General features: G+C 34.1%; 20 protein-coding genes and 1 pseudogene. 1 reads left to right on the top strand and 20 read right to left on the bottom strand.

Going from position 1 to position 26,559, the window contains the following annotated elements; genetic code table 11:
• Positions 1-834, top strand: an 834-nt coding sequence (locus BUE22_RS06570; protein ID WP_143165853.1) for a T9SS sorting signal type C domain-containing protein, incomplete at its 5' end; no start/stop codon positions are given.
• Positions 835-911: 77 nt separating this feature from the next.
• Here BUE22_RS06570 and BUE22_RS06575 read toward each other — a convergent pair.
• The 20 genes and pseudogenes from BUE22_RS06575 to BUE22_RS06675 all read right to left on the bottom strand — a co-directional run bounded on the left by BUE22_RS06575 (position 912) and on the right by BUE22_RS06675 (position 26,458).
• Positions 912-2,081, bottom strand: coding sequence for a beta-ketoacyl synthase N-terminal-like domain-containing protein (locus tag BUE22_RS06575; RefSeq protein WP_073394295.1), 1,170 nt, complete (start codon positions 2,079-2,081; stop codon positions 912-914).
• A 115-nt stretch (positions 2,082-2,196) separates the two neighbouring features.
• Positions 2,197-3,468, bottom strand: coding sequence for an adenosylmethionine--8-amino-7-oxononanoate transaminase (bioA, locus tag BUE22_RS06580; protein ID WP_073394296.1), 1,272 nt, complete (start codon positions 3,466-3,468; stop codon positions 2,197-2,199).
• Positions 3,469-3,569: 101 nt separating this feature from the next.
• On the bottom strand, positions 3,570-4,208 hold the full coding sequence (gene bioD / locus BUE22_RS06585) for a dethiobiotin synthase (protein ID WP_073394297.1): 639 nt from the start codon (positions 4,206-4,208) through the stop codon (positions 3,570-3,572).
• Positions 4,209-4,478: 270 nt separating this feature from the next.
• Positions 4,479-4,706, bottom strand: a pseudogene (locus BUE22_RS06590) (GxxExxY protein); the annotation flags it as partial.
• Positions 4,707-4,794: 88 nt separating this feature from the next.
• Positions 4,795-5,931 (bottom strand): aminotransferase class I/II-fold pyridoxal phosphate-dependent enzyme, encoded by a 1,137-nt coding sequence (locus BUE22_RS06595; RefSeq protein ID WP_073394298.1) that lies wholly within the window; start codon positions 5,929-5,931, stop codon positions 4,795-4,797.
• A 69-nt stretch (positions 5,932-6,000) separates the two neighbouring features.
• Complete coding sequence (locus BUE22_RS06600; protein ID WP_073394299.1) at positions 6,001-6,636, bottom strand: NAD(P)-dependent oxidoreductase; 636 nt, start codon at positions 6,634-6,636, stop codon at positions 6,001-6,003.
• A gap of 165 nt (positions 6,637-6,801) precedes the next feature.
• Positions 6,802-7,332, bottom strand: a complete 531-nt coding sequence (locus BUE22_RS06605; protein WP_073394300.1) for a hypothetical protein — start codon at positions 7,330-7,332, stop codon at positions 6,802-6,804.
• Positions 7,333-7,397: 65 nt separating this feature from the next.
• Positions 7,398-7,679: a F0F1 ATP synthase subunit delta/epsilon gene (locus tag BUE22_RS06610; protein WP_073394301.1), complete on the bottom strand. Its 282-nt coding sequence runs from the start codon at positions 7,677-7,679 to the stop codon at positions 7,398-7,400.
• A gap of 81 nt (positions 7,680-7,760) precedes the next feature.
• Complete coding sequence (gene atpD, locus BUE22_RS06615) at positions 7,761-9,272, bottom strand: F0F1 ATP synthase subunit beta (RefSeq protein ID WP_042563499.1); 1,512 nt, start codon at positions 9,270-9,272, stop codon at positions 7,761-7,763.
• A gap of 233 nt (positions 9,273-9,505) precedes the next feature.
• A complete protein-coding gene (locus tag BUE22_RS06620; RefSeq protein WP_073394302.1) occupies positions 9,506-11,077 on the bottom strand; it encodes an SGNH/GDSL hydrolase family protein in 1,572 nt (523 codons plus the stop codon).
• An 87-nt stretch (positions 11,078-11,164) separates the two neighbouring features.
• Positions 11,165-13,975, bottom strand: coding sequence for a carboxypeptidase-like regulatory domain-containing protein (locus BUE22_RS06625; RefSeq protein ID WP_073394303.1), 2,811 nt, complete (start codon positions 13,973-13,975; stop codon positions 11,165-11,167).
• Between the two features lie 299 nt (positions 13,976-14,274).
• Positions 14,275-15,213: a tail fiber protein gene (locus tag BUE22_RS06630; RefSeq protein ID WP_073394304.1), complete on the bottom strand. Its 939-nt coding sequence runs from the start codon at positions 15,211-15,213 to the stop codon at positions 14,275-14,277.
• Between the two features lie 3 nt (positions 15,214-15,216).
• Positions 15,217-16,152: a tail fiber protein gene (locus tag BUE22_RS06635; RefSeq protein WP_073394305.1), complete on the bottom strand. Its 936-nt coding sequence runs from the start codon at positions 16,150-16,152 to the stop codon at positions 15,217-15,219.
• 2 nt (positions 16,153-16,154) lie between these two features.
• Entirely contained in the window at positions 16,155-16,730 is a 576-nt protein-coding gene (locus BUE22_RS06640; protein ID WP_073394306.1) for a tail fiber protein, read from the bottom strand.
• An 8-nt stretch (positions 16,731-16,738) separates the two neighbouring features.
• Complete coding sequence (locus tag BUE22_RS06645) at positions 16,739-17,041, bottom strand: hypothetical protein (RefSeq protein ID WP_073394307.1); 303 nt, start codon at positions 17,039-17,041, stop codon at positions 16,739-16,741.
• Between the two features lie 29 nt (positions 17,042-17,070).
• The gene (locus BUE22_RS06650) at positions 17,071-17,859 is read right to left on the bottom strand and encodes a tail fiber protein (protein ID WP_073394308.1); all 789 of its coding nucleotides are present in this window, start codon (positions 17,857-17,859) and stop codon (positions 17,071-17,073) included.
• A 2-nt stretch (positions 17,860-17,861) separates the two neighbouring features.
• Positions 17,862-18,773 carry a tail fiber protein gene (locus tag BUE22_RS06655; RefSeq protein WP_073394309.1) on the bottom strand — a complete coding sequence of 304 codons (912 nt, stop codon included), beginning with the start codon at positions 18,771-18,773 and terminating at the stop codon, positions 17,862-17,864.
• A 560-nt stretch (positions 18,774-19,333) separates the two neighbouring features.
• Positions 19,334-19,744: a WapI family immunity protein gene (locus tag BUE22_RS06665; protein ID WP_073394311.1), complete on the bottom strand. Its 411-nt coding sequence runs from the start codon at positions 19,742-19,744 to the stop codon at positions 19,334-19,336.
• A 4-nt stretch (positions 19,745-19,748) separates the two neighbouring features.
• Positions 19,749-26,006: an FG-GAP-like repeat-containing protein gene (locus tag BUE22_RS06670; RefSeq protein WP_073394312.1), complete on the bottom strand. Its 6,258-nt coding sequence runs from the start codon at positions 26,004-26,006 to the stop codon at positions 19,749-19,751.
• 5 nt (positions 26,007-26,011) lie between these two features.
• Positions 26,012-26,458, bottom strand: coding sequence for a T9SS type A sorting domain-containing protein (locus BUE22_RS06675; protein ID WP_073394313.1), 447 nt, complete (start codon positions 26,456-26,458; stop codon positions 26,012-26,014).
• Positions 26,459-26,559 lie beyond the last annotated feature (101 nt).

A 26,559-nucleotide genomic window follows, 5' to 3' on the forward strand; every position in this document is an offset into this window, starting at 1 on the left:
GGAAGTAACAACGAGGAACCATCGGGATTCATAGGCGCCGGACAATCCTTCTTTGCAACGTCCAAAGCTGGCGGAACAGTGACCTTTAACAATGATATGCGACTTGGAGCTGCCGATAACACACAGTTTTTCAAATCAGCATCAAAAGAAACTACTGATGCGCACCGCGTATGGCTGAATATGACCAATACAAAGGGAGTTTTCAAGCAAATGCTGGTAGGTTACGTGCAAGGGGCAACCAATGAATATGAAGACCGATACGACGGCGTGAGTTTTAATGCCAATCCGTATGTTGACTTCTATAGTATTGACAACGGAAACAATTATGTAATCCAGGGACGTGCCCTGCCTTTTACAGATGCAGATCAGGTTCCTTTGGGATACAATACAACGATAACCGGAGATTTTACGATTTCTATTGATAAGACCGATGGTGATTTGAGCAGCCATGCCATTTATCTGGAAGACAAGAAAACCGGGGTAATACACGATTTGACAAAAAGCGATTATACCTTTACTACCGAGAAAGGAACTTTCACTGATCGCTTGGTATTGCGTTATACCAACAAAACACTTGGAACGGGAGATTTTGAAAATGTTGAAAACGGACTTCTGGTTTCTGTAAAAGACAAAACCATCAAGGTAACTTCTTCAACAGAAAACATAAAAGAGGTAACGGTTTTCGATATCTCAGGAAAACTGCTTTACAGCAAGAAGAAAGCAGGCACAACAGAGCTGCAGATACAAAACCTGCAATCATCCAATCAGGTACTGCTTGTAAAAGTTACTCTTGAGAATGACTTTACTGCAACTAAAAAGATTATTTTTAATTAAAAGTGGCAATCTTAAATAAAAAATCCATTCCGCAAAACGGAATGGATTTTTTTTATGGCTAAAATTCAATTCAAATACTATGCTTTTTCAATCAAAATGCTAACAGCATTTCCACCAAAACCAACAGCATTAATTAAAACCTTTTTTATTGTTTTCGTGTGATTCTGTTTTGCTGAAAAAGGTACTTCTATAAAAGTATTATTTTTCATCATTAAAAGAGCTAACTCTAAACTCAATATTCCCGAAGCACCAAAAGTGTGTCCTATTTTCCATTTATTCGTTGTTAATAAAGGTAAATTCTCTCCAAATACTTTTTCTATCGCACGCAACTCAGTTAAATCTCCTTTTATTGTTCCCGGTGCATGCATTACAATTGCATCAATATCCTCTAAACTTTCATCTTTTAAAGCCATTTTCATAGACTTTTGAAAACAATCTGCTTCTGCAGAAATTGAAATATTATGCTCTAAAATCTCAGTTGCATAACCAACTCCGGTAATATAAGCAATTGCATTTTCTTTTTCTCCAGCTTCTAAACAGCAAACTGCAGCACCTTCACCCAAAATCATGGTGTTTTGTGTTTTCTCAAAATCAAAAGCCAGATTTGGCCAAAGTTCTTTTTCCTGATCAATACGCGAATATATTTTTAGAGCACGCATTTGAGCAATCGTAAAATCAGTCAGCGGAGCTTCACTTCCTCCTACCAAAAATTTATCGGCCATGCCGGATTTCAGCCATGCAACTCCATTCAATACTGCATGAAGCGCTGTAGAACACGTAATAGAGTGTGAAATTTCCGGACCTACACTTTGTAAATCGTGAGCAATCCAGGATGAAATATTTCCTAAAGTAGTTGTTGGCGACGCTAAAGTTTGTGCTTTTCCGCTATCTAGATATTCTTTATAATGTTTCTCGAATAGATCTGTCGCTCCACGTGAAGAACCAATATTAATTCCAAAAACATCATTCGAACTCCAGCCTGCCTGTTCAACAGCTTTTCGTGAAGCCGTTAAAGCAAACAATACAGAATCATCCAGAAATTTATATTTAATATCTGATTCGCGGACTTCAGCAACAATTTGCTTTGACTCCTGATCGAGAGCGGCAACAGAAGTTTCTTGTTGATCTAAAAATTGTTTCGAAAAACAGTGTTGATTATCAACATATTTTTTCCAAACAGCATCAGTATTATTTCCTAACGGAGAAATAGAAGAAAAAGCTGTTATGGAGATTTTTTGTGTATTCAAAATATTTTATTTAGTAAAAAAAATGGACCACGGATGACACGGATTAAACTGATTTACGCTGGTAATTTATTAAAACCGGTGAAACCTGTTTAATCCGTGCCATCTGTGGGCAAAATTACACCATTTCAATGGCTTCCTCAATTGTTTTGTAAACTTTTTGAAGCTGTTCGTCTGTCATAATATATGGTGGAAGAATGTATACTATATTTCCAACCGGACGTAAAATAACTCCTTTTTCAATAAAGAAATTATACAGTTTGTTACGCATTGAGCCGTAATAACTTTCTTCTGAATCTGATTTAATTTCAACTGCAAAAATAACCCCCAAAGTTCTGACAGTTACAACTTTTGCGTGATTTTCAATTTTCTTTTGAAATCTCAAATGACTCGCATTTATTCTCTCAATATTAGATTGCATTTCTGTAGTTTGCAATAAATCAATACTTGCCAAAGCTGCGGCACAACCCGTTGGATTTGCCGTAAAAGTATGTCCGTGAAATAATGCCTTATTAATATCATCATCATAAAAAGCATCAAAAACTTCCTGAGTAAAAGTTGTAATAGCCATCGGGATTGTTCCTCCTGTCAAAGCTTTCGACAAACAAATCATGTCTGGATTTTCATCAACATAATCCATCGCAAAAGTTTTTCCGGTTTTACCAAAGCCTGTCATTACTTCATCGGCAATAGTCAAAACATTATTCTCTTTACAAATCTGAATTAATTTTGCTAATGCTTCCGGCTCATACATAACCATTCCGGCTGCTCCCTGCACCAAAGGTTCGAAGATGAATCCGGCACAATTATGAGTTTTAATTACATTTGTCAAAGTATCAAAACTAGCTTGCTCCTGCCCTTTTACCGGAACCGGAATTCTCACAACATCAATAAACATTCCTTGAAATGCCTGCGTATAAAATGAAATGCCGCTTGCCGCCATTGCCGCAAAAGTATCACCGTGAAAGGCATTTTCAAAAGCAATTATCGTGGTTCGCTTTTCGCTTTTATTAAAAAAATATTGCAAAGCTACTTTAATCGCAACCTCAACAGCCGTTGAACCATTATCTGAAAAGAATACTTTCTGTTGATTTTTAGGCAAAATCTCCATTAGTTTTTCTGCCACTTTTATCGCCGGTTCATGTGTAAAACCGCCAAATAAAACATGTTCCAGAGTAGTCAATTGTTTATAGATCGCATCTGCAATAAATTTATTACTATGCCCAAAAGGATTTACCCACCACGAAGCGATTGCATCAATATATTCTTTATTGTTTTCATCCCAAAGCAATGCTCCTTCGCCTCTTGAAATTGCGATTGGAGTTTGTGCTGTTTTGTGTTGTGTATAAGGATGCCAAAGATATTGGCTGTCTTTTTCTGTTAAAGTCATGGTATTTAGAAAATAGAGTAGAGAGTATAGAGAAAAGACTAGACTTCTATAATTTTGACAAAGATAGGAAAGTCTATTTTCTTTATTCTATATTCTTTGTTCTATAAATTTAGAAGATTGTCACGGAATAAATCGGCATATTCGCGAATTACATTTTGGTCGAAATACGGTTCTTCATCAATTCTACCAATAAATTTTATCTTGGTTTTATTCAGAATTAAACTTTCTGTTGATTTATTTTCGCTTCCGCTAAAGATAATTCCTGCGACTTCAAATCCTCGATTTCGAATGGCTTCAATGGTCAACAATGTATGATTGATGCTTCCCAGATAATGTCTTGAAACTACAATGACTTTATAATCGGGCTGAATTAAATCAATAATTGAATCTTCTTCGTTTAACGGAACAAAAATTCCTCCTGCCCCTTCAATAACCAAATGATTATCTGTTTTTGGTTCCTGAATTTTTTTTAAATCAATTGTAATTCCATCAATTTCTGCAGCCAAATGCGGACTTGCGGGCGTATTTAATTGATAAGAATTGGGATAGAATTGGGACTTGGTACTTCGACTTCGCTCAGTATGACAACTTAATAGGCTTTTTACTTTGTGACTATCCGAATTATCTAAATCTCCTGCCTGAACAGGTTTCCAATAATCTGCTTCGAGGGCTTCAACAACAATTGCCGAAGTTATGGTTTTTCCAACATCGGTAGAAATACCTGTAATAAATATTTTCATAATTAATAGACCGCGGATGACACAGATTGAGCCGATTATCGCGGATTTATTTTTTAATTTGTACAAACCCAACTAGATAATTTGTATAAATCAGTTCGATCTGTTTTGTACTTGAGTTATTCCACAAAAATACCAATAAACAATAAACCCATCATTACGATGGGTTCTATTTTTTCTATTCTTCTTTTAATTCGTCTCAAATCTTTTTGATTTCCTTTTGCATTTTCGTTATCACAATTATTAAACTAAAAACATCAACTTCCTAAATGTTCATTCCGAGAGATTCTTCAAATTATGCTTTCTGTTATTTGTATAAACTAAGCGTTTAAAATCTGGGATTTCTCCAAAATTAAGCACTAATCCAACTTCAATTTTTGTGGATTTTAAGTAATTCATTAATTGAGCTACATGTGCATTTACTAAACACTCACAAGACTTGAGTTCAAGAATTATTGCGTCTTCAACCAATAAATCAGCATAAAACTCGCCAACTAATTTATTTTTGAAATAGGTTTAGAAATTTCTTTATATAGTAAATCAGTCATAATCATCCGTGCAAACCTGCTTAATCCGTTTAATCGGCGGGCTAAAATACGAAATTTCCTAACAATTCTAAGATCTGATTAATTTCTTCTTCTGAATTATAGCTGTGAATGCAAAAACGCAAACGTTCCTGACCTTCCGGAACAGTTGGAGACAATATTGGCTTTACATCAAAACCTTTATCCTGAAGCTCTTGAGCCAATTGTTTTACATTTTGGTTACCCGGAACTATTGCCGATTGAATAGCTGATTTGCTTCGAACAAACATTGGCTTTAATCCTAATAAATTTTTCTGCTGATTAAAAAACACAATGTTCTGGCGCAATTTTTCAATATTTGCTTTTTCGATTTCCAGATGTTGATAAGCAGTGAGAATTGTAATTACGGAATGTGGGGATAATCCAGTTGTATAAATAAAACTTCGGGCAAAATTGACCAGATATTCTTTAAGATCAGAACTTCCCAAAACTGCTGCCCCGTGACAGCCTAATCCTTTTCCGAAAGTCATTATTCTGGCAAAGATGCGATTGTGCAGATTCAAATACTGCATTAAACCTTCACCTTTATCTCCAAAAACGCCCAACGTATGCGCTTCATCAACAATTAAATAACAATTGTATTTTTCTGAAAGTAAAACCAATTCTTCCAGATTCGGACTATCACCATCCATCGAAAAAACGGTTTCTGTAACAATATAAATATTAGTTTCGGGAAACTTTTGTATCAATCGTTCTAAATCTTCAAAATCATTGTGATTGAATTTATACGATTTGGCATTCGACATTGTAATTCCGTCCCTGATTGAAGCGTGACTTAATTCATCGTACAATATAACATCATTTCTTTGCGGTATAGCGCCAAAAAAGCCAACATTGGCATCGTAACCCGAATTGAAAATTAGAGCCGATTCTGCGTCATGAAATTGCGCTATAAAAATTTCTGTGTTTTGGTATGCATCATGATTTCCAGAAATCAATCGAGAACCTGTTGCGCCATTTTGCAATATTTCATTTTCAATCAAATAATGATGCGTTTGTTTGAAAATGCTTTCTGATTTTGAAAAACCAATATAATCATTAGAAGAAAAATCGACAAGATTATTAAAGCTTGGCAACTTTCTTAGTGAGTTATTCTCCTTTCGGATTTCTAATTTCTGTATAAGGTTTTGAGGTAATTTCATAAAAGCAAAGTTATGAAAATGATATTAAACAGCGGGTTTGATATCACCCGCTGTTTATTTTAAAGCCTATTAATTGGTTATAAATGGTGATTTTCTAATGAATTCATCATCTGTAATTTGGCCAACCATAAAACTTGCAATATCTCCAGCATTGATTTTATCACTGGGACAATCTTCCAAATCAACTATTATGGTTGAATTAACATCTGTAAATTCAATAAACGGAACGCGAACTAATGTCCAGTCTACATTGCTATTCACCAAAAGGTCATACGTTTTTTGACGATCTTCCTGAATTACCGGAAAATTGGTTTTCATCCATTCTGTAGCCAAAATAGTTTTGGTACTTTTATTATCAAAAGGTGTATCAATATTAAGTCCTGCCAATAAAATGTAGCGTTTTATTCCAAAATCATTCATCGATTTCAAAACATTTATTGTAGCAGAACTTGCTACCAAAGGTTCGCCCTGACGCTGACCGATTGTACTAATAACGGCATCACAATCTTCAAGTAATAACTGAATACTTTTAGAATTAATCGCGTCGCCTTTAATAATTTCGATATTTGGATTTTGAATTGTAAAATCTTCAGGATGTCGCAACAAAAGTTTTATGCTAAATCCTTCTTTTAATAACTGGTTTACAAGATATTTTCCAGTTCTGCCACCGCCTCCAAGAACGGCAACTTTTTTTATATTTTTCATATAGTTTCTTTATAAAATTTGACATAAATAAATCACGCTTTATCAACGCGATAAAACGAAATAATAAAAGCTTACTGAACTTTTATAATGATCAATATTTTATAAAGAGATTTTAATACTTCAAAAGTAAAAAATAAAAGCGATTCGTAATTGTCTGGCTTTTATTTATTTTAGATTTTCTTTTTCTATCCAGACGAAGTTTCCTTTTTCGGTAGCGTCAAGTAGATCGATATTTAATTTATTGGAAATGTCAAGTGCAAATTGATAAGCTGCTTCTTTGTTGTTAAAATCATACATTTTATAATGTTTGTTTTTGACATACCAAAGATTAGTTCCATAACAATCCAACTTATTTTTAAAGAAAGAAACATATTCAAATTCTGTTACTTTTGAATTAACATCGTATGAAAATGGCCCAACAACATATCTGGAAACTATTATGCTTGTATCCAAATCTATTAGCATGTTTTTTGTCATGGAAAATTTTAAGCCATAAGCAATACAAAAGCCTCCTATTATAATTAAACCTCGTAAACGTTTGGTAATTATAACAACAGAAGTATCAAAACAACAACTATATATCACATATATCAGTAAATAAATAAAAATGCTGAATAACACAGCTGCCAAAGCCAATTCGTACCAACTTCTTTTCTTTTCAAAAATCGAAACTTCGAAATCTATTTTTTCTTCCATTTGCTAAAAATAAAAAAAAGCCATTCACCGCGGCGAATGGCTTTTTCATTTATTTTGAAACTGTTTTAGTCTGCTAAAACAATTACTTTATTGTCTTTCATCTCGATTGTACCTGAATTGATCTCTAATGTATAGGTCTGTTCGTTTACTTTCGTGAATTTGCTCGCTACCTCTTTAGAAAAATTAAACTTTGGAGCTGTAATTTTTACAGTTCCTTTTTCCAGAATAGAAACAATAGGAGCGTGATTATTCAATATTTGAAAGCTTCCATCAACTCCAGGCAATGTAACTGAAGTTACTTCTCCTGAAAATAATTTTGCTTCTGGTGATACTATTTCTAAAATCATCTTTTTTTAGTTATGAGTTATAAGTTATGAGTTATAAGTGAGTTGAAACTCATAATTTATAACTCATAAATCATAATTATATTAAGCTTCAGCTAACATTTTTTCTCCAGCTTCGATAGCATCCTGAATAGAACCTTTCAAGTTGAAAGCTGCTTCAGGTAAATGATCTAACTCACCGTCGATAATCATGTTAAATCCTTTGATAGTATCTTTAATGTCAACCAATACTCCAGGAATACCTGTAAATTGTTCCGCTACGTGGAAAGGCTGAGACAAGAAACGTTGAACACGACGTGCTCTTGATACTGATAATTTATCTTCTTCTGATAATTCTTCCATACCTAAGATCGCAATAATATCTTGCAATTGTTTGTATTTTTGAAGAATTTCTTTTACTCTTTGTGCACAGTCATAGTGCTCATTTCCTAAAATTTGAGGAGTCAAAATTCTTGAAGTAGAATCTAACGGGTCAACCGCTGGATAAATACCTAACTCAGCAATTTTACGAGACAATACAGTTGTAGCATCTAAGTGGGCGAAAGTTGTTGCCGGTGCAGGGTCAGTTAAGTCATCCGCAGGAACATAAACCGCTTGTACAGATGTAATAGATCCTTTGTTTGTAGATGTAATACGCTCTTGCATAGCTCCCATCTCTGTTGCCAAAGTTGGTTGGTATCCTACTGCAGAAGGCATACGACCTAAAAGTGCTGATACTTCAGAACCTGCTTGTGTAAAACGGAAGATGTTATCAACGAAAAACAATACGTCTTTACCTTGATCAGTTCCTGCTCCATCACGGAAGTACTCTGCGATAGATAATCCTGAAAGTGCCACACGTGCACGAGCTCCAGGAGGCTCATTCATTTGTCCGAAAACGAAAGTAGCTTTAGACTCTCTCATTCCTGGCATATCTACTTTAGATAAATCCCATCCTCCATTTTCCATAGAGTGCATGAAATCATCACCGTATTTAATAATTCCTGACTCTAACATCTCACGAAGCAAGTCATTTCCTTCACGTGTTCTTTCTCCTACTCCTGCGAATACAGAAAGTCCACCGTGACCTTTTGCAATATTGTTGATCAACTCCTGAATCAATACTGTTTTACCAACACCTGCACCACCAAACAATCCAATTTTACCTCCTTTTGCATAAGGCTCTATTAAATCGATTACTTTAATACCTGTGAATAAAACTTCTGATGAAGTTGATAGATCTTCGAATTTAGGAGCTGATCTGTGGATAGACAAACCATTTTCTCCTGTTTTTGGCAAGTTTCCTAAACCATCAATTGCATCTCCAATTACATTAAATAATCTTCCATATACATCTGGACCGATTGGCATTTGGATTGGATTTCCTGTTCCAACTACTTCATATCCTCTTGACAAACCGTCTGTAGAGTCCATAGAAATGGTACGAACAGTGTTTTCTCCAATGTGAGATTGCACTTCTAGAACTAACAATGTTCCGTCTTTTTTAGTGATTTCTAGTGAATCATAAATTTTTGGAAGTTCAACATCCTTACCGTTGAAAACTACGTCAACTACTGGTCCAATGATTTGAGCAACTTTTCCTATTACTTTTGACATTACTTATGTATTTATTAAATAGCTATTTAGGTTTATCGAAAATACCTCTTTTTTCAGAGCGCAAAGATAATTTTTTAAAATATAAAATCAATTTTTTTTTCATAAAAAATACCATGATTTTGTTTGATTCCTAAAAGTGAGGCCTGAAATATCTAAAATGGCAATTTTTTTCACAATTAAAAAAAGCCACTACATTTTAAAAACGAGTGGCTTTTTAGAAAAAAAATGGTTTTTTATAATGATTTAGGATATTGACTTGGATATGCGCTCAAATCTACATGGCGTAAAGTTGAACCGTATTTTGCATTAATGGCATCTACGAAAATATTAGAAATTAATGCATAACCCCTTGCGCTTGGGTGAATTCCGTCTAATGAAAAAGCACCGCCGGTAACATAGGCTGACGTTAAACTGAAATTTCCAAATTTGATTCCTGTACTTGCCAATTGCGTTAAAACCGCTCTTGTATCAACAAATGCCAAACCTTTTTCGGTTGCAACTGCAGAAATTGTGGTATTGTAAGCATCTGTTGCTTTCTTAATTTCAGCACTTTCTGTTGGAATAAGAACGTGTTTATCCTGTAATGGAAATGTGATTCCGAATTTATCTAATGGGGCAGGCGGAATCATACCAATTCCCGAGTCAGCAGCACTAGGCACTGTACCAATCACAGTTCGTACTGGCAGCACTACAAGATCTGCAGCTGTAGCTTGTCTCGCCTGTCCAAAAACAGCACCATAAAAACCCGCAGTTTGCGCTCCTAAAGTTGGCGCAAATGCCTGAGCTAATTGAGTTGCTAAATTTGGTAAGCTTTCATCTTTTATCAATACCGGATTTGAAGCAGTTTCAGATAATAAATTAATTCTGTCTCCGGCTCCCAATGCAGTAAGCACTTGTTTTAACGGACCGTATAATTGTGTATTAAGTGCTTTTATGGTAGCTTTCCCTACTTCTTCATTATTAAGTCCAATTGATTTAGCCGTAAGCGGATTGTAAGGAACTGTTGTAAAATAAGGCAAAGCCGTGATATAAGGTAAATTTGCCACTACTCCTTTTGCTCCATTTGCAGTTAAAGCAGTTGCCATAGAAGAATATACATTTGCAAAAACAGCAGGATCTGTAATATCATTGCTACCGTAAGTTGCCGGATTTGGATTTCCTGTCTGATCTTTTCCAACTCCGCCAGAAGTAGCATAACTCAGGACATCATTTCCTCCAATAAACAAAGAGAAAAATGTCGGTGTCTGAATTAATGCATCTGCCAAAACTGAAGTTGAAGGTGAACTTGCAAATCGAACAAAATAAGGATTCGCTGCCCCAATTGCCAAACCTGCCGGATTACCATAACCGTTTGCTACTAAGTGAAAGCTTTTAGCACCAGGAACTCCTAAATTATTAAAAGTACCTGTAAGATGTGTCATAACTTCGGTCGTTGGCACGCCAGATACAGGAAGTGGTGCGGTTCCGTTAAAGTACAAACGTGGTCCGAAAGCCGGATTTACCTGACCTCCAAACAATAATCCTCCAATATTATCATTTGCATACGGTATCGTAAAAGTACCACCGCCTGCTGCTGCAAATTGCTGAGATAATATATTGGCATATCCATTTTCCTGTCCTTTCTTGAACAATGAATTATCACTATATCCTGCAGCAAAAGAATCTCCAAGCGCTACATATTTTGTAAAAACTGCCGAACCGGGAGTTACAGGAACTTCTTCGGGAGTATTGTTATCATCGTCATTATTACAAGCTGCCATAAAGGTCAAAGAAACCAATAATAGCCATTTTATATTTTTTTTCATGTTATTAACTTTTAAATTATTAGCTCTTTCTTATTAGTAAGCCGTAAAAAGAAAGAAAATCTTTTTGATCAAATAATCATTTTCGTTTTAAGGATTGATTATCCATGAAGCAAACCACATCTGACCTACCATACCTGCACCAACTACCTGAAGGTAATCTTTCCCGAAAAGATTTGTTGCTCCAACTTTAATAACAGATTTTAATTTTGGAATACCGTAATTAATCTGAGCATCAAGCACTGTGTTTTCCGGAATCATTCCGTCTCCAAAAGAAGATTGCCACAAATATTCTGTATTCCATCTTACATTCACATTAAAACCTAAGTTCTTAGCCACTTTTGCATTTCCAAAAGAACCTTTAATTCTATGTTTCGGAGTATTAAATCCTGCAACAAAACTTGGATCTTCTGTTTGATCAAAATCAAATTGAGCATAATTATAATTAACTCCTAATTCAAAGTCTTTATATACTTTTTTAGATAAACCAACTCCAAAACCTAATGATGTAATTTGAGCAGTAGTATTGGTATAGACCTGATAAACTCTTCTGTCACCAAAAGCCAAAGCAGCATAACTTAACTGAACATTAGGATCTGTAGGATCTGATCCTGCTGTTCCATAATAAGGAGTAATTACTCTCGAGGTATTCATAAAATCGTTGTAAATATTGTAGTATCCATTGATATCAATAGACAAGTCGTTTTGAACCACTGTACGATACCCTACTTCAAAAGCCTGTACTTCTTCTGGTTTTACTAATCTAGGATTTGCTACTTTAAGATCTGCTGGATTTGCAGATGCCGCAAATGCCTGAACAGAAGCTAACGTATAAGAGTTTTCATAAGCACTGCGACCTGATAAATCAACTGTTGCCCCATTACCTGGTAAAGCCTGACCGGCAAGACTTACAGGCTGAGTTTCCTGAAAACGATCTAAATTATCAGCTGCAGAACCAATTAATGCAAAAGGTCCTAAATCTAAACCAATATATTGATCCTGAGTAGTTGGGTTACGGAAACCTGTTTGATAGGATACTCTGAAATTATGTCTTTTTGATTCACCTGCAGAATATACAAATGAAATTCTTGGCGAAACATTACCGTCAAAATTCTGGCTTTTATCGTAACGTACAGATCCTGTAAATTTCAATCTGTCGTCCATCCATTTTTTTTGCAATTGTGCATATGCACCATATTCTTTATAATCGATCGGACCATCGTAATCTGTAAAGATTGTTCCTTCTGAATCCATTATATATTTTCTCCAAGAACCACCAACCTGAATTTCTGCAAATTTGATAAGATCTCTGAAATTATAATTTATATCTGAATGATATAATTTTGAATGATCAATAAATTTTGCTCCCTGAGTTAAATCAGGATTAGAAGTTACAGTAGTAAGCGCATTATTAAATTGTGCAGAACCCGGCTCAAATCTTGCTGATCTTGGAGCACTTGGATTAAGGGGATCAATATTTGGAGTTAATCCTAAACCTGGCGCAACATTGTAATCAGCAAAATTTCTTGCATAATTAGCAGCATCATTTGCATTAAAACCAAGTACCGCTGATGATAATTGAAATGCTGTTCCATAATCTGTAAACCAGTTTTTATCTGATTTTGCTAATCTGTTTACATTCCATCCGGCAAATCTCATATCATAAGAATTTCCAGCATCTTCACTTGTAAAATAAACTCTTCCAAAAAAGTTCTTTCCTTTTATTTCAAATTTACCCTGTTGCATTAAGAAATCTTTCAAAGCATATCTGTTTGCTCCCTGATAAATTGTACTTCCTGTACCGATTTTATATTGCAATATAATTTCAGTATCATCTGCAAAACGCTTGATGTGAGCGCTAAAATCGGCCTTCATACTTGTAACTTTGTTATCAGTTAAGTCCTGCTCGCGGTATCCGGTTCTGCTTACCTGCCCTACATTCGGGATAAAAGTTGTAACCTCATCTCCATATATATTTAATCCATCATAATTTTGATTCATTGCATGTCCAACAGAACCGCCTGTCATACTTCTCGTATCTGCTGCGATCCACTCGGAAGCCTCCATGTAAGTGAAATTCGCTTTCAAAGCAAAATGTTTAGTAAATGCTTTTGCCGCCCTGATTCCAAAATCATTATAATCATTTGTTCCGGCAGCGTCCTGACTTGTTTGTCCGTATTTATAATAAACACTTATTCCTTCATTAGCAAAAGGACTTTTACTAGTCATAAACATAATACCGTTAAAAGCATTTGCTCCGTATAATGCAGAAGATGCTCCTGGCAAAAGTTCTACACTTGCCACATCAATATCAGAAACACCAATTAAGTTTCCTAATACAAAGTTTAAGGCTGGTGATGAATTATCCATTCCGTCGACTAATTGCATAAAACGAGTATTTGCCACTGTAGCAAAACCTCGGGTATTTATTGATTTAAAAGAAATACTGCTTGTATTAAAATTTACTTCTTTTAAATTCTCTAAACCGTCATAAAAAGTAGCTGCTGTGGTGTTTTTAATTTCCTGAATTCCCATTCTTTCAATCGTAACAGGAGATTCGATTACACGTTCAGGAGTTCTTGAAGCAGAAACTACAATTTCATCTAATTTAGTTTCTTCATCTTTTAAAACTACACTGACATTTTGATTTAATGATGTAATATTGATTGTTTTTGTTTCAAATCCTACTGCCGAAACTTTAATTACAAAAGGTGGTTTAGCAGAAGTATTCAATTTAAAGGAACCATCAAAATCGGTTGAAGCTCCACTCGAACTTCCCACTACATTAATATTGGCACCAGGAATAGATTGTTTGTTACTGTCGGTTACGGAACCGGTAACTGTATTCTGCGCAAAGGAAATTCCGCAGAAAAACAACATAATTAGCAAATACACTCTCATTGGTTTAGGTTTTTTGTTAGTTTATGTTACCAAAATACAAATAATTTTGATATTAATAAAAAAACGTTAAAAAAAATTAATATTACACATGTTTTTTGCCTGTATTTTAACTTTTCTGTATTCTGTTTTGTTAAACTAACAGCAAGAAGATCTCTTTTGAAATATTAATTACTATGCATACATATAAAAATTAAGAGAAAATATGAGGATTTAATAAAAATACAACGTTGTAGAAAAATATTTGACAAATAAAAAAAGCGAGATATAAAATCTCGCTTTTTAACATTATAGTTTTTTTATTATTTTACTGAAGTTGATTCAACTTTTTCTAATCGGTTTTTTAAATCGATGATTTGCTTATTTTGTTCGATCATGTAGAGTGTCATTTCTTCCATTTTCTTAAGCAGGCTTAAATTCATTTCTGCCAGCATTAATCCGTTTTTCTCTATTTCTGTAGCCGATGGAATTTCAGGTAAATGACTATTTTGTTTGATGTAATCTTCGACTTCCTGTAATGATTTTAATTTATAATCATTAGCAAAAACATAATCAGGAACGGATCCTGCATTAATTGTTACTTTTACTTCTTGTGCGTGAATGTTTCCGGCAACTGTAAGCTTTGAATCTGGCTTTGAAACACCTACCCCAATATTTCCACAATAAAAAGAGAGAGCAGCATAATCTATACCATTATAACGCTGTACAAATTCCTGGTTAATTCCATTATTATCCCAAATAGTTTGTAATTTAAGATTATAATTAACGTCTCTGGTCGACCACTTTTGTGTGTCATATTTTCCTTGTGCCAAAATTGGAGAATAAATTTCTAAAAAAGCCGATGGTGAGGATACACCTATTCCAATATTCCCATTAATCACCTGATTTCCATCGAAAGTATTTGAGCTTCGGGTCGCTAATTCATTCCATGAATTCCAATTCCCAACTCCATCCCCATTTCTGGTTCTAAAAGAAATTCGATTACCCCCATTTGGGCCGTAATCGGCATTAATCTGACAATCATACCTATTGGCAAAACCTCCAAAACTTATTAATGCACCATTCCATGGCGTCCCTGCAGTCGCATATGAAAAAGTATAGCCTCCTTTAAAAGTATCTGCTTCATCAGGTGTCGCTATACTGTAAGTTGGGTTTAAAGTTTGCGCTACCATGTTTGTTGCATTAAACAATACAATTGCCAGTACTATAATTATTTTACTAGTCTCGTTTTTTTTATGCATCTGTTATTTTAATTTTTGTTCAATTTTAGATAGTCTTTCGAAAACAGTTTTAAAAGATTCATTTTCTTTCTTTATCTGTTCAATTTGCAGGATTTGTTTTTCAATTTTCTTATTTTGTTCTATCATATAAAGGGTCATTTCCTCTATTTTCTTAAGCAGGCTTAAATTCATTTCTGCCAGCATTAATCCGTTCTTTTCTATTTCCGTTGCCGATGGAATTTCCGGTAAATGACTATTTTGTTTGATGTAATCTTCGACTTCCTGTAATGATTTTAGTTTATAATCATTCGCAAAAACATAATCAGGAACTGATCCTGCATTAATGGTTACTTTTACTTCCTGTGCATGAATGTTTCCGGCAACTGTAAGTTTTGAATCTGGTTTCGTTGTGCCGATGCCGACGTTGCCATTTCCTTGAATTCGCAATTTTTCAGTTTGACCTGTTTGATGAGATTGCTGAGTAAAAAACTGCAGCGCATAAGTATTTGCATCAGCACTTTCGGTAAAAGTTCTAACAGAAGTTCCAAAGGTATCATACTCCCCAATACTAATAGAATGCGCAATCATAATTGCTGATTCATTAAGCCTATTTTCAAAGTTTCTCACAATTATATTCCCATTCCTTACTTCAAGTTTTGCCAAAGGATTAGTGGTACCAATACCAAAATTTCCAGAAGCAATAAAAGAATTTCCTCTATCTTTAAAATACACATCATTACCAATTCTTGTTCCTCCACTAAAATCATTTTCAAAATTTAAAGCCAAAACATTGGAGTCTGCATGAACAAAAGCCCTTCCCCCTGACCCTCTATCTGTAAACCTAAAAGTCACATCAGCGAGACCATTGTAACTAAAAATATTACTTCCATTTGGGGAGTTAATTTGAGAGAATGCATTGAAGGATGCAATAATGAAGATAAAGGTGACAATATTTTTCATAATTATTTTTTATCGCTTTTTAAAAGTTCAATTTCCTTTTTCATTTCAATCATATAAAGCGTCAACTCTTCAATCTTCTTAAGCAACGTCAAATTCATTTCTGCCAGCATTAATCCATTTTTCTCTATTTCCGTTGCAGATGGAATTTCCGGTAAATGACTATTTTGCTTAATGTAATCTTCAACTTCCTGTAATGATTTTAGTTTATAATCATTCGCAAAAACATAATCGGGAACTGATCCTGCATTAACTGTTACTTTTACTTCTCTTGCATGAATGTTTCCAGCAACTGTAAGTTTAGAATCGGGATTATCTGCACCAATACCCACGTTACCGTTTTCAATTAATCTTATAGAAGCATTATTTGCATATTTACCTACAACATTTATTTCAGTAAAATCTCCAATTCCCGAAATCCAACTTGTGTAAAGAATTTTGTTACTTGCCCATGTTGTTCCACCCACTGATAATTTTACCCCATGAAATTCCCCTACTGTCAATGGAGAAGTTAATACCGATGTAGATATACCTACAGATCCTGCGATATTTTGATTTCCGCTAAAGTTATTGTCTCCCAATGTCGTTACTAATTCATTCCATGGATTCCAAGAATTACTATAATCTCCATTTCTGGTTCTAAAGGAAATTCGGTTTTTTGATAATCAGAGCTTATTTGGCAATCATAATTGTTTCCAGCTCCTCCGAAACTTATTAACGCTCCATTCCATGGAGTTCCTGCTGCTATATACGAAAATGTATATCCTCCACGAAAAGAATCAGCTGCACCTGGTGCGGTTATAGTAAAAGTTGGATTTAAAGTTTGTGCATTTACAGTTATTACACCTAATACCCCAAGTACAATTGCAATTAAAAATTTATTTACTTTCATTTTATATAGTTAAAAAATTTCATAGTAGTTTATCTTTTTTCTTTTTCTAATTTTTCAATTCGTTTATTTTGTTCAATTATATAAAGCGTTAATTCTTCAACTTTCTTAAGTAAATTCAAATTCATTTCTGCCAACATTAAACCGCTATTTTCTATTTCCCCGGCTGATGGTATTTCGGGTAAATGACTATTTTCCTTAATATATTCTTCAACTTCCTGTAATGATTTTAGTTTATAATCATTCGCAAAAACATAATCAGGAACTGATCCTGCATTAATGGTTACTTTTACTTCCTGTGCATGAATGTTTCCGGCAACTGTAAGTTTTGAATCTGGATTTGTGGTGCCAATGCCGACTCTTGCAGCATCTAAAATTAAAGGTTGATTTCCTCCTCCGGTAGCTAAAACAACAGGGTAAAGATTGTTTATAAAATCAGGATTAGTAAAAACATAATCTATTGAAATATTTCTTCCATCTCCTGTACCAATTCTTTTTGGATAAAATCTGGAAACACCATATACAGTTAATCTTGCATCAGGTGCAGAAGTACCAATACCAAAATTTCCAGATGCAATAAAAGAATTCCCTCCATCTTTAAAATAAACTTCTTTACCAATTCGTGTTCCACCAGTAAAATCCTCATTATAATTTAATGATAAAACATTATAAATATCATGCACAAATGCTCTTCCACCAGATCCCCTTTCTATAAATCTAAAATTCACATCAGCAAGACCATTGTAAGTGAAACCATTACTTCCACTTTGAGAAAATGCATTAATAGATGCAATAACGAATATCACGCAGAGTATTTTCATAATTAGCTCTTATTTTTTTTTAATATTTCAATTTCCTTTTTCATTTCAATCATGTAAAGCGTCAATTCTTCAATCTTCTTAAGCAAACTCAAATTCATTTCTGCCAGCATTAATCCATTTTTCTCTATTTCCGTTGCAGATGGGATTTCGGGTAAATGACTATTTTGCTTAATATATTCTTCAACTTCCTGTAATGATTTTAATTTATAATCATTTGCAAAAACATAATCAGGAACTGATCCTGCATTAATTGTTACTTTTACTTCTTGTGCATGAATGTTTCCGGCAACTGTGAGTTTTGAAGTTGGGTTTGTTGTGCCAATGCCAACATTTCCATTTTTCAAGATTCGAATAAAACCATAACTATCACGATAACTTGCAACTTTTAAATCTGTAAAATCTCCTAAAGCATCAGTATAACCAGTTTCAATTATCGAAGTACTTATCCATGTAGAATTCCCTACTGCCAGTTTAACACCGTGATTATTTCCAACTGAAAAATTTCCACCTATATAACCATTCCCTTCAATTTTTAGATTACCTATAGATTCAACATCATTTTTTGAATCTAATATGTTACGCCAATCAGTCCAGTTATTTTGACCATAAAATGCCGTTCTGTACTTTATCCTGTCGTTGTCAGCTCCTGTACCAACAAAATAAAGCTGAGAAACTAAATGATTCACTCTTCCATTTATTTCTAACAATGAACCATATTGAGAAGGTGAATTTGCACTATTATAATTATCCCAAAGTTTTATGGACATAGGATCTATACCAACTCGTGGAGAACTAGTAAAATCTTTTTGATTCTGAGCCCAATTCAAACTTTTAGTCCCCAAATTACCATCAAAAGTTTGACTGTAAGAAGACGCGTAAAAGAGTATTGTAAAAAAAAGGAATGTTCTTTTCATGTATTTATTTATTTTAGTTTTTTGTTCAATTTTAGATAATCTTTCGAAAATAGTTCTAATACCTTCATTTTCTTTTTGTAATATCTCAATTTACAAAGACTGTTTATGCTTTTCTTTACCCATTCGATCATATAAAGTAGGATTTCTTCTATTTTCTTAAGCAAATATAGATTTATCTCTGCCAGCATTAAACCATTTCCTCCACTACCGCACGAATCCTTTCGTGTGGCTCCTCACTGGCGCGAGCATCTTACTCGTAAACGCAATCAAAATCAATCAGTTCATTTCCTAAACAACAATTCTTTACATTTTATATCCGTTTAATTATTTCATCTAGAACAAACTTAACTTCTTTTACGTTCACGAGCAAGATGCTCGCGCCAGCAGGGGCATTATAAGAAACAGAATATAATTATTTACAAAACTATTATAACTTGATTGGACTTGTAGCACAATAATATTATATGAATATTCTAAGCCCTAAAATCCACTATCTATTACAATCCCAGCCAAAACTCCATAAGTCCCTGCATAAGCACCTCCAACTCCCCAAGAGGGAATTACTGCTCCCCGCTACATATTCTTTTCATTATATTCTTTCCTTGTTTTATTAGAACTAATATTTCTGTTGAAGGCATTTCAAAAGAAAAATTCAATGAATTTAGATATTGATTATCTTTTAAAAATCCTGTCACATTAATATTACCTGAATTTTCTGCCTCAAATTTAATTTGCATTTGCTCATCGTTATGCTGAAAATAAAAAGTATATTTTAGTGTTTCATTAAGCTTCTTTAAATTTTTTAAAAACTCATCAAAATCCGTAAGCTCTATAATTATCTCTTCTTTTGCATTTGCAATATTCATATTTATTTCTACCGAAACATTTATAAAAATTGGATCTTCTCTAAATAATTTTTTAAAATTACTTAGTTTAATTCTTTCATTTCCTTCTTTATCTTTTATTTCCATCTTTTTATTTTAAAGGGATAAAACTTTTATGAAAAATAACATTTGACTCATTAATCCCTATTTGATAAGTTCCATTAACTCCATTTATTGTACCTTTCAATTCAAACCAATTAGCACCATCTTTAATTCGCTGAGCCCATGCACCGTTTTGAATTATATGTTCGTCAAACGATTGCGGAAAATTGTGATAAAGATCTGTAGCTTCTTCAACTCTTGGATGATACTCAAGCCCCTCGATTTTATAACTGCCATCTACATTTTTTGTTAGGGTAGCTTTGCCTGTTGTATTGGTCTGCGTTGTTGGTTTCGCGCTTGTCTCAACTGTACTAGGCAGTTTTGCATCTGTTTTTATTTGTGCCCCACTTTTCGTCTCAGCTAATCCTGCTACTTCAGGCAAAGTTACTGGTTGTACTGCAATTGGCTTACTTCCTGTCAGGAATGTTTTGCCATTCGCCAATGCTGTAACACCGTTAAGTATGCCTCCTGTAACTGCACCAATAGCAATTCCTTTAACAAAGTCCTTTCCTGACATTAAAGGATCGCCAAATGCAGCATTATTTCCTAAACTTAAAAACATTGAGGAATACATAGCACCTACACCGCCACTAAATGCCCCTGCTGCAAAACCTCCAGTTCCGGCAGCAGCTCCACCTGCCAGACCAAATGCGGCTCCTCCCGTCGCGGCTCCAAGAGCTCCTGCTCCTGCACCAATGCCAAAGGCTTTTAAACCTTCCATATCCATTCTAAAACCGTGAGTTCCCCAATTTACAACACCGCCAATTACTGCCCCAATAACAATATGCCAAAACTCTCCGCTAGGATCTGTATAACGCAATGGATTATTTAAAACATAACCATATCTATTAAAGTTTTGAGTATTATAAAAATCCTGAATATTATTATCCGGTTGTAAAAAACGATGCAGTTTAGGATCATAAATACGGCCATTCATGTTTATAAGACCAACACTTTGTAAATGTTCGTGACCGGTATACCCTCGATCTAAAACAGTTAATCCTGCCAGTACATTTCCTGCTCCGTCCTGCACGCTTACTATTGCTCCCCAGGCATCAAACAATCGTTTTTCTACAACTGTTCCTATCTGGTTTGTTATAGCAATGATAGAACCCTGATAATCTCTTTGTAAATATAAATATTCTTGTGTTATTCCGTTGCTTTTTAATACAATTGGTGCAGAGTAGCCATCTCCGCCAATGTAGGTGACAAATTCATACACACCTGTTGTTTTATTTTCCTTAATTTCCATACTGCCGTCGGCAGAATAGTATTTTCGTAAAGGCCTTTCTAATTTATCATCCTGCAAGCCTCCATAAAACATGGCAGTACGACTGTTATTATCGTTGTATTCAAAACTTATTTTGTCTATTCCTGTTTCATCAATAAGTACCGGGCTTTTAAAGGCATTATAGGTTATAATTTGTGTTGGCTTTGTGGTATAATACGATAATGCCTCAGGCGTAACGGTTATCGATGCGTTTTGATATGGTTTTTCGTTTGAGTAGGTGTACTTTCCTAAAATGTTTTCTGTAATTCTACCCTGATCATCATACAATTGTTTTTCTTGTATGCCTTGAACATTTGTAAATTCTGTTAAACGATCTTGAGCATCATATTTAAAATTTTCGTCTCTGTTAAACAAACTATTTGTCCTGCTTGTTAAATTGCCTTTCTGGGCATCAAAAACAGTACTTAAAGTCAAAATATTAATTGAGCCAGATGTTTTGTCATATTTAAACTGAGAGGCTAAACCATAAGTATCATATAAATTTGTTATTGTTGTCGGTCCATTTTGTGCGCTAGTAAGTTGTCCTCTTGCATTTACAGTATTGGTTTGCCACAATATTTCATTTGTATTGTTATCTACTATTTGCCAGTGCGATCCATTACTATATGTATTTTTTATGACTTTACTACTGGATTTCCCGCCTGTAGCTGCTGTTGATGTTTCAGTATCTGCACGACCAAAACCATCATAAGTAAAATCTTTAGTAAATACCGCATAAGGTGTTGTTTCTACTGTTTTGCTAATTCTTTTTGACGCATCATAAGTAAATGAATTAAATATTGTATTTGCTCCACTAGCTAAGTCTTCAAACTTACTGCTGGTAATTAATTTGCTTGAAGGATCGTAAGAATAAGTTGTTTTGGAATTTGTATTCGTACCCGAAATTGTTTTTTGGGTTACTTTGCCAACTGCATCCAAAACATAGTTGGTTGTTCCGTTAGGAGTCGTTGTACTTGTTGTTTCTCCAAAACCATTATACACATAAGTATAGGTTCCTGCAGATGAATCTACCAGTTTTGTTTTTCTTCCCCAGCCATCTTGCGAAATGGTAGTTTTTACTCCATTATAATCAGATTCTTTTAAGTTTCCGTTTGCAAAATAGGAATACCTAATTGTTCCTCCCGGAGTATCTGTCATCGAGATAATATTTCCTATTGCATTTTTGGTCGACGTTTTTGATTTTGTTCCGTCGTTCACTATCGTGGTAAGTCCAGAATAACTAATATCCGTCACTTTTCCTGTAAAAGAAATATTTTTAATTACTCTGCCGTAAACATCAAAGTTAGTTTCGTTCCATTGCGTTGCCTGTGTACCAAAATAAGGTTCACTCACTTTACCAATTCGGCTGTGAATATCGTATAGGTATTCTACATATGAAAAAATGCCATTTATGTTTTTAGTTCCCGTTTTTAACTTTCTTCCTAAATCATCAAATGTTTCCTCCGTTACACTTCCATCATCTGCAGTTGATGTTACAATTGATCTAAAACCTTTTTTAGTATAGACATAAGCATTCTTTTTTCCTAAATAATCTATCGTAAATTCTTTCTTAAACCATGAATCATATAAATAAGAAGTCTTTAATCCGTAAGGATTTGTTTCAGATTCTAACGTTCCATTTGAATAATTATAAACGAAAGATGTTGACAATCCTTCTATATCTGTACTTTTTGTCAAAAATCGCCCCGAAGGATCATATTCATAACTGGTAATTCTTGGTGAGAGTCCTGATGCAGTTATCGTCTTTTTAAGAATATTACCAAAAGCATCGTAAACATTATCTTCTGTAATATAATCTGTATTGGTTCCTTTCTTTTTAATTTTGGTAAGTAAACTATTTTCATAAAAGTATAACTCTTCAGATGTCATAACATCACCTGCAATTGCAACACTTTGAGTTTTACCCGATGGTCTTCCCAGTACATACGGAGTTAATGTTGCTGCATCATAACTTACATTAGAAACTGTTGTTTGAACTGTAGCTCCAGCCTCTTTTAAATAGGTAACAGACTTTAACGGATTATTGTTTGCATCAAAATCCGTATAAGTTTCCGTGCCTGTATTGTCTAAAGTATTAAGTTGCTTTGTAATCGTATTTTTAAGTTTAAATACTTTATTTGGCAAAAGTTCACTTTCATATGTTAATCTGGATTTTGTAATAAAATCTACAGGGGTATTTGGTGAATTATTAGCCTCTTCATTTATTTTTGCCGAAAAAGTACTACCCGGCTTAATCCAGGTATCAGGTTTTAATGTGATGCTTTGCGTTGCCACTAAATTATCTGAGCCTGTAACTGTATAGCTTTTCTCTTTAATAATATTACTTTCAGTTTGAATCGAATTAGGTCTTAAAGCAGTTCCAAGCCCTAATACAGAATAATTCTCTATGTTAGCCCCTCTTAAAGTCATGTCGTTTCTGGTAACACTCGAAATCATGTTACTATCAAGATCATGCCAGTTGGTTCGTACCATTGATCTAAAACCTAAAAAACCTATTCCGTCAGCATTGGAAACCGCACCGCTATAAAAAAACAATTGTTTACTATAATCTGATGAGCTTTGTTTTTCGACTTTAGTTACAATTTTAAAATTAGGGGCAACTGTAATATCAATATTCGGATATATTTCCGTAAAACTAGTTGGTGTGTAAAAAGGTTCGTACTGATCTTGTTTCAGTGGATTGTATGTAATTATTTCTTTTACACCATTACCCGTCGTTATAGTATTAATTAACGTTTCCTTGCTTGTGTCTTTTTGAGAATCAAAAGTGTATATTAGGTTATCAGTTATTGCTCCGACTTCTGCATATTGATTGTTTTGATTGGGAGATAAAAAGACAGGAATAGCGTAACTCTTAATATTTAGCGTAGGATCAATTGTAGATTCAGAAAAAAAACTAAAAGTGGTATCTGTATTGTTAAATGATCTTATTATTATAGCTCCTAATTTTGAAGTATTTCCATAAATAGATCTAAAGTGCACAATATCTGTCTTTCCGTCACCATTAAAATCTAGAGGAATAAGAGCATTAACAGATACTCCACCGCCACTTTCAACTATAGTTCCCGTGCCGGCATTAGGAAAAGAGTATGATTGAGTGGTTTTTTCAAACCCAACACCTGTTGATGTAAATTTAAAATAGTCATAAGCAGTTAGTCCGGCACTTTTAGGGATAATGAAATCCATTTTTCCATCACCATTATAATCTCCCGGGAGTATAGATAAATTTGTAACAATGTTTGGATCTGTCATTTTCCACAACAATGTTAGTTTGTTATTACTATCTAGTGTGTAAACAGTTACACTTCCAGATTTAAAATGAAGAATATCAGTTTTGCCGTCGCCATTTACATCAAAAGTTTCAATTTGGTCATTGTCTGAAAACTGATCTCTAATAAGCACATAGTCTAACATAGTACCAGCTTCACTCCAGAAATTACTCGTTTTCCTTGAGTCAAGATCTACAAAATAAACTTTACCTGGAGATAAATATCTAATTATTTTACAAGATGAGTCTCTTTCAGGTACTTCCTTATCTATGGCTATCACATCGGTTAATCCATCTCCATTAAAATCACCACTATAATATTTCTTTTCCTGTGATTGGTCTTCTAAACTAGGCCTCCCATAAGCGCAATTAGCAACATTCCTAACAGGAAAAACAATTTGTTTTTTATTTAAAACAGCAGCACCATAGGAAGAATTATAATAAGTATTAAAATTTATTGCTTTTGAATCTGTTGCCTTCTGTACAGCAGTAATCCCTTGAGAATCTGAAATCTTATTATTAATTAAAAAAGTTGATGGAAACAATTCTTCAAAAGCCCCTGTCAAAGTTTCTTTGGGGATATTTCTCGAAGTATTTTTAATATCTGTAAAAAGCCAAAATTTTTGCTTTACCTGATCTCCTTTTGTTGGATATAATATAAAATCCATCTTTCCATCTCCGTCAAAATCCCCTGAAATAGTAGCTGCAGTATCAGAGTTGATATTACTCATTCCAATAGTTGTTATATTTGGAGTAGCTATTGTTGTCACGCCAGACTTTTCATATTCAAAAATTGTAGGGTTATAACTTTTGGACTCATCACCATTTTTTTCGGTAATAGTAGTTAATCTCTGATAGTCTAAAGTAGTTTCATCGTATCCTAATACATAATTCCTAAAGCCAATACTGTTTCCAATAACTTTAATTTTATTTAAAATTTTTCTTTTCGTAATACTTAATCCACCAACATAAATTTGCTGAACTCTTTTTCTATTACTATACTCAAATTTGATTTCGTTAATCGGGGTTCCTGCTGATTTTGATCCATATTTTATGGAAGCAATATCTAAACTGTTATTAACTAAAGAATAAGCATAACTAATTCTCACACTTTGCGGATTTTCCCAATATGTAATTGCCCAATCTGTTATAGATCGGGAATCTGCAGAATTACCATAATACGCTTTTGAACCATCAGGATATTCTACAATAAAATAAGAAGGCCCAAACTTAGCTCCGTCGGGATTCACTCCGTAAGATGTTATTTTGATATTAGAGAAGCTCTCCGTTTCGTATTGAGTCCCATTTGCTCCATAAACTCCTGAGGTTCCGTTTTTAACAATCAGGCGCTGGCCATCAAGGGCGAAACGATCTAAAACATTAAAATCGACAGGATCAATAACTCCGTCATGAAAGTTCGTGGACGGAATTCTGCTTATAGTAGAAACTCCTGAAATATTCCAACCATATCCAGCCAAACCATTCCCGCCCTGACTATTGTAAACCAAACTAATTTGAGGAACAACTCCATTAATTCCAGGAGGAACAGCAATAGGAATGGTATAATTGGCAGCTCCCGATAAAGAAACAGATAATTGTCCTTCGGTGACACCAACTTCGGTAGAAGTCTGAGCCGAAACCAAAAAGCCAAAAACTAAAAATAGAAGTGTAAAGTAAAGTTTTTTCATGGCTTTTATTGTTTGATGATTTTAATCGATTTTTCTCCTCCGTCTTTGTATGACATCAATACAATATAAATTCCCGAAGGATACTGCTGAAAAGGTATTGTAAGATTGTTTTCTTGTTTGTTTCGTTGATATGTTCTTAAAACCTGACCTGTGACTGAATATAATTGTACTGAAGTGATGTAATTCTCATTAATCAATTGCCATTGTAAATACAATTCTTCTTTTACGGGATTTGGATAGTAAGAGATAAAATCTTTTTCTGAAAACTGAAATAAGTCATCTTGCGTAATGGCTTCGATTTCTTTTATTTCTTCAACTGTTTTTGAGACACAGTTAATACAAAGCGTTCGGCTAATTTGATTTCCTGCAGCGTCGTAACTAAAGGTTAGTTTTGTTTGAGCATTTGCTGAGAAACACAGTACAAAAAGAACAATAAATAAATATTTTTTCATGAAGGGAGGTATAATAATGTATTTTCGGCAAATATAAAATTATAATTCAATGCCTACAAAAAAAATGTTAATAAAACCATAAAAAAAGCGAGACCTAAGTC

The sequence above is a fragment of the Flavobacterium pectinovorum genome (assembly GCF_900142715.1).
Lineage (GTDB): Bacteria > Bacteroidota > Bacteroidia > Flavobacteriales > Flavobacteriaceae > Flavobacterium > Flavobacterium pectinovorum.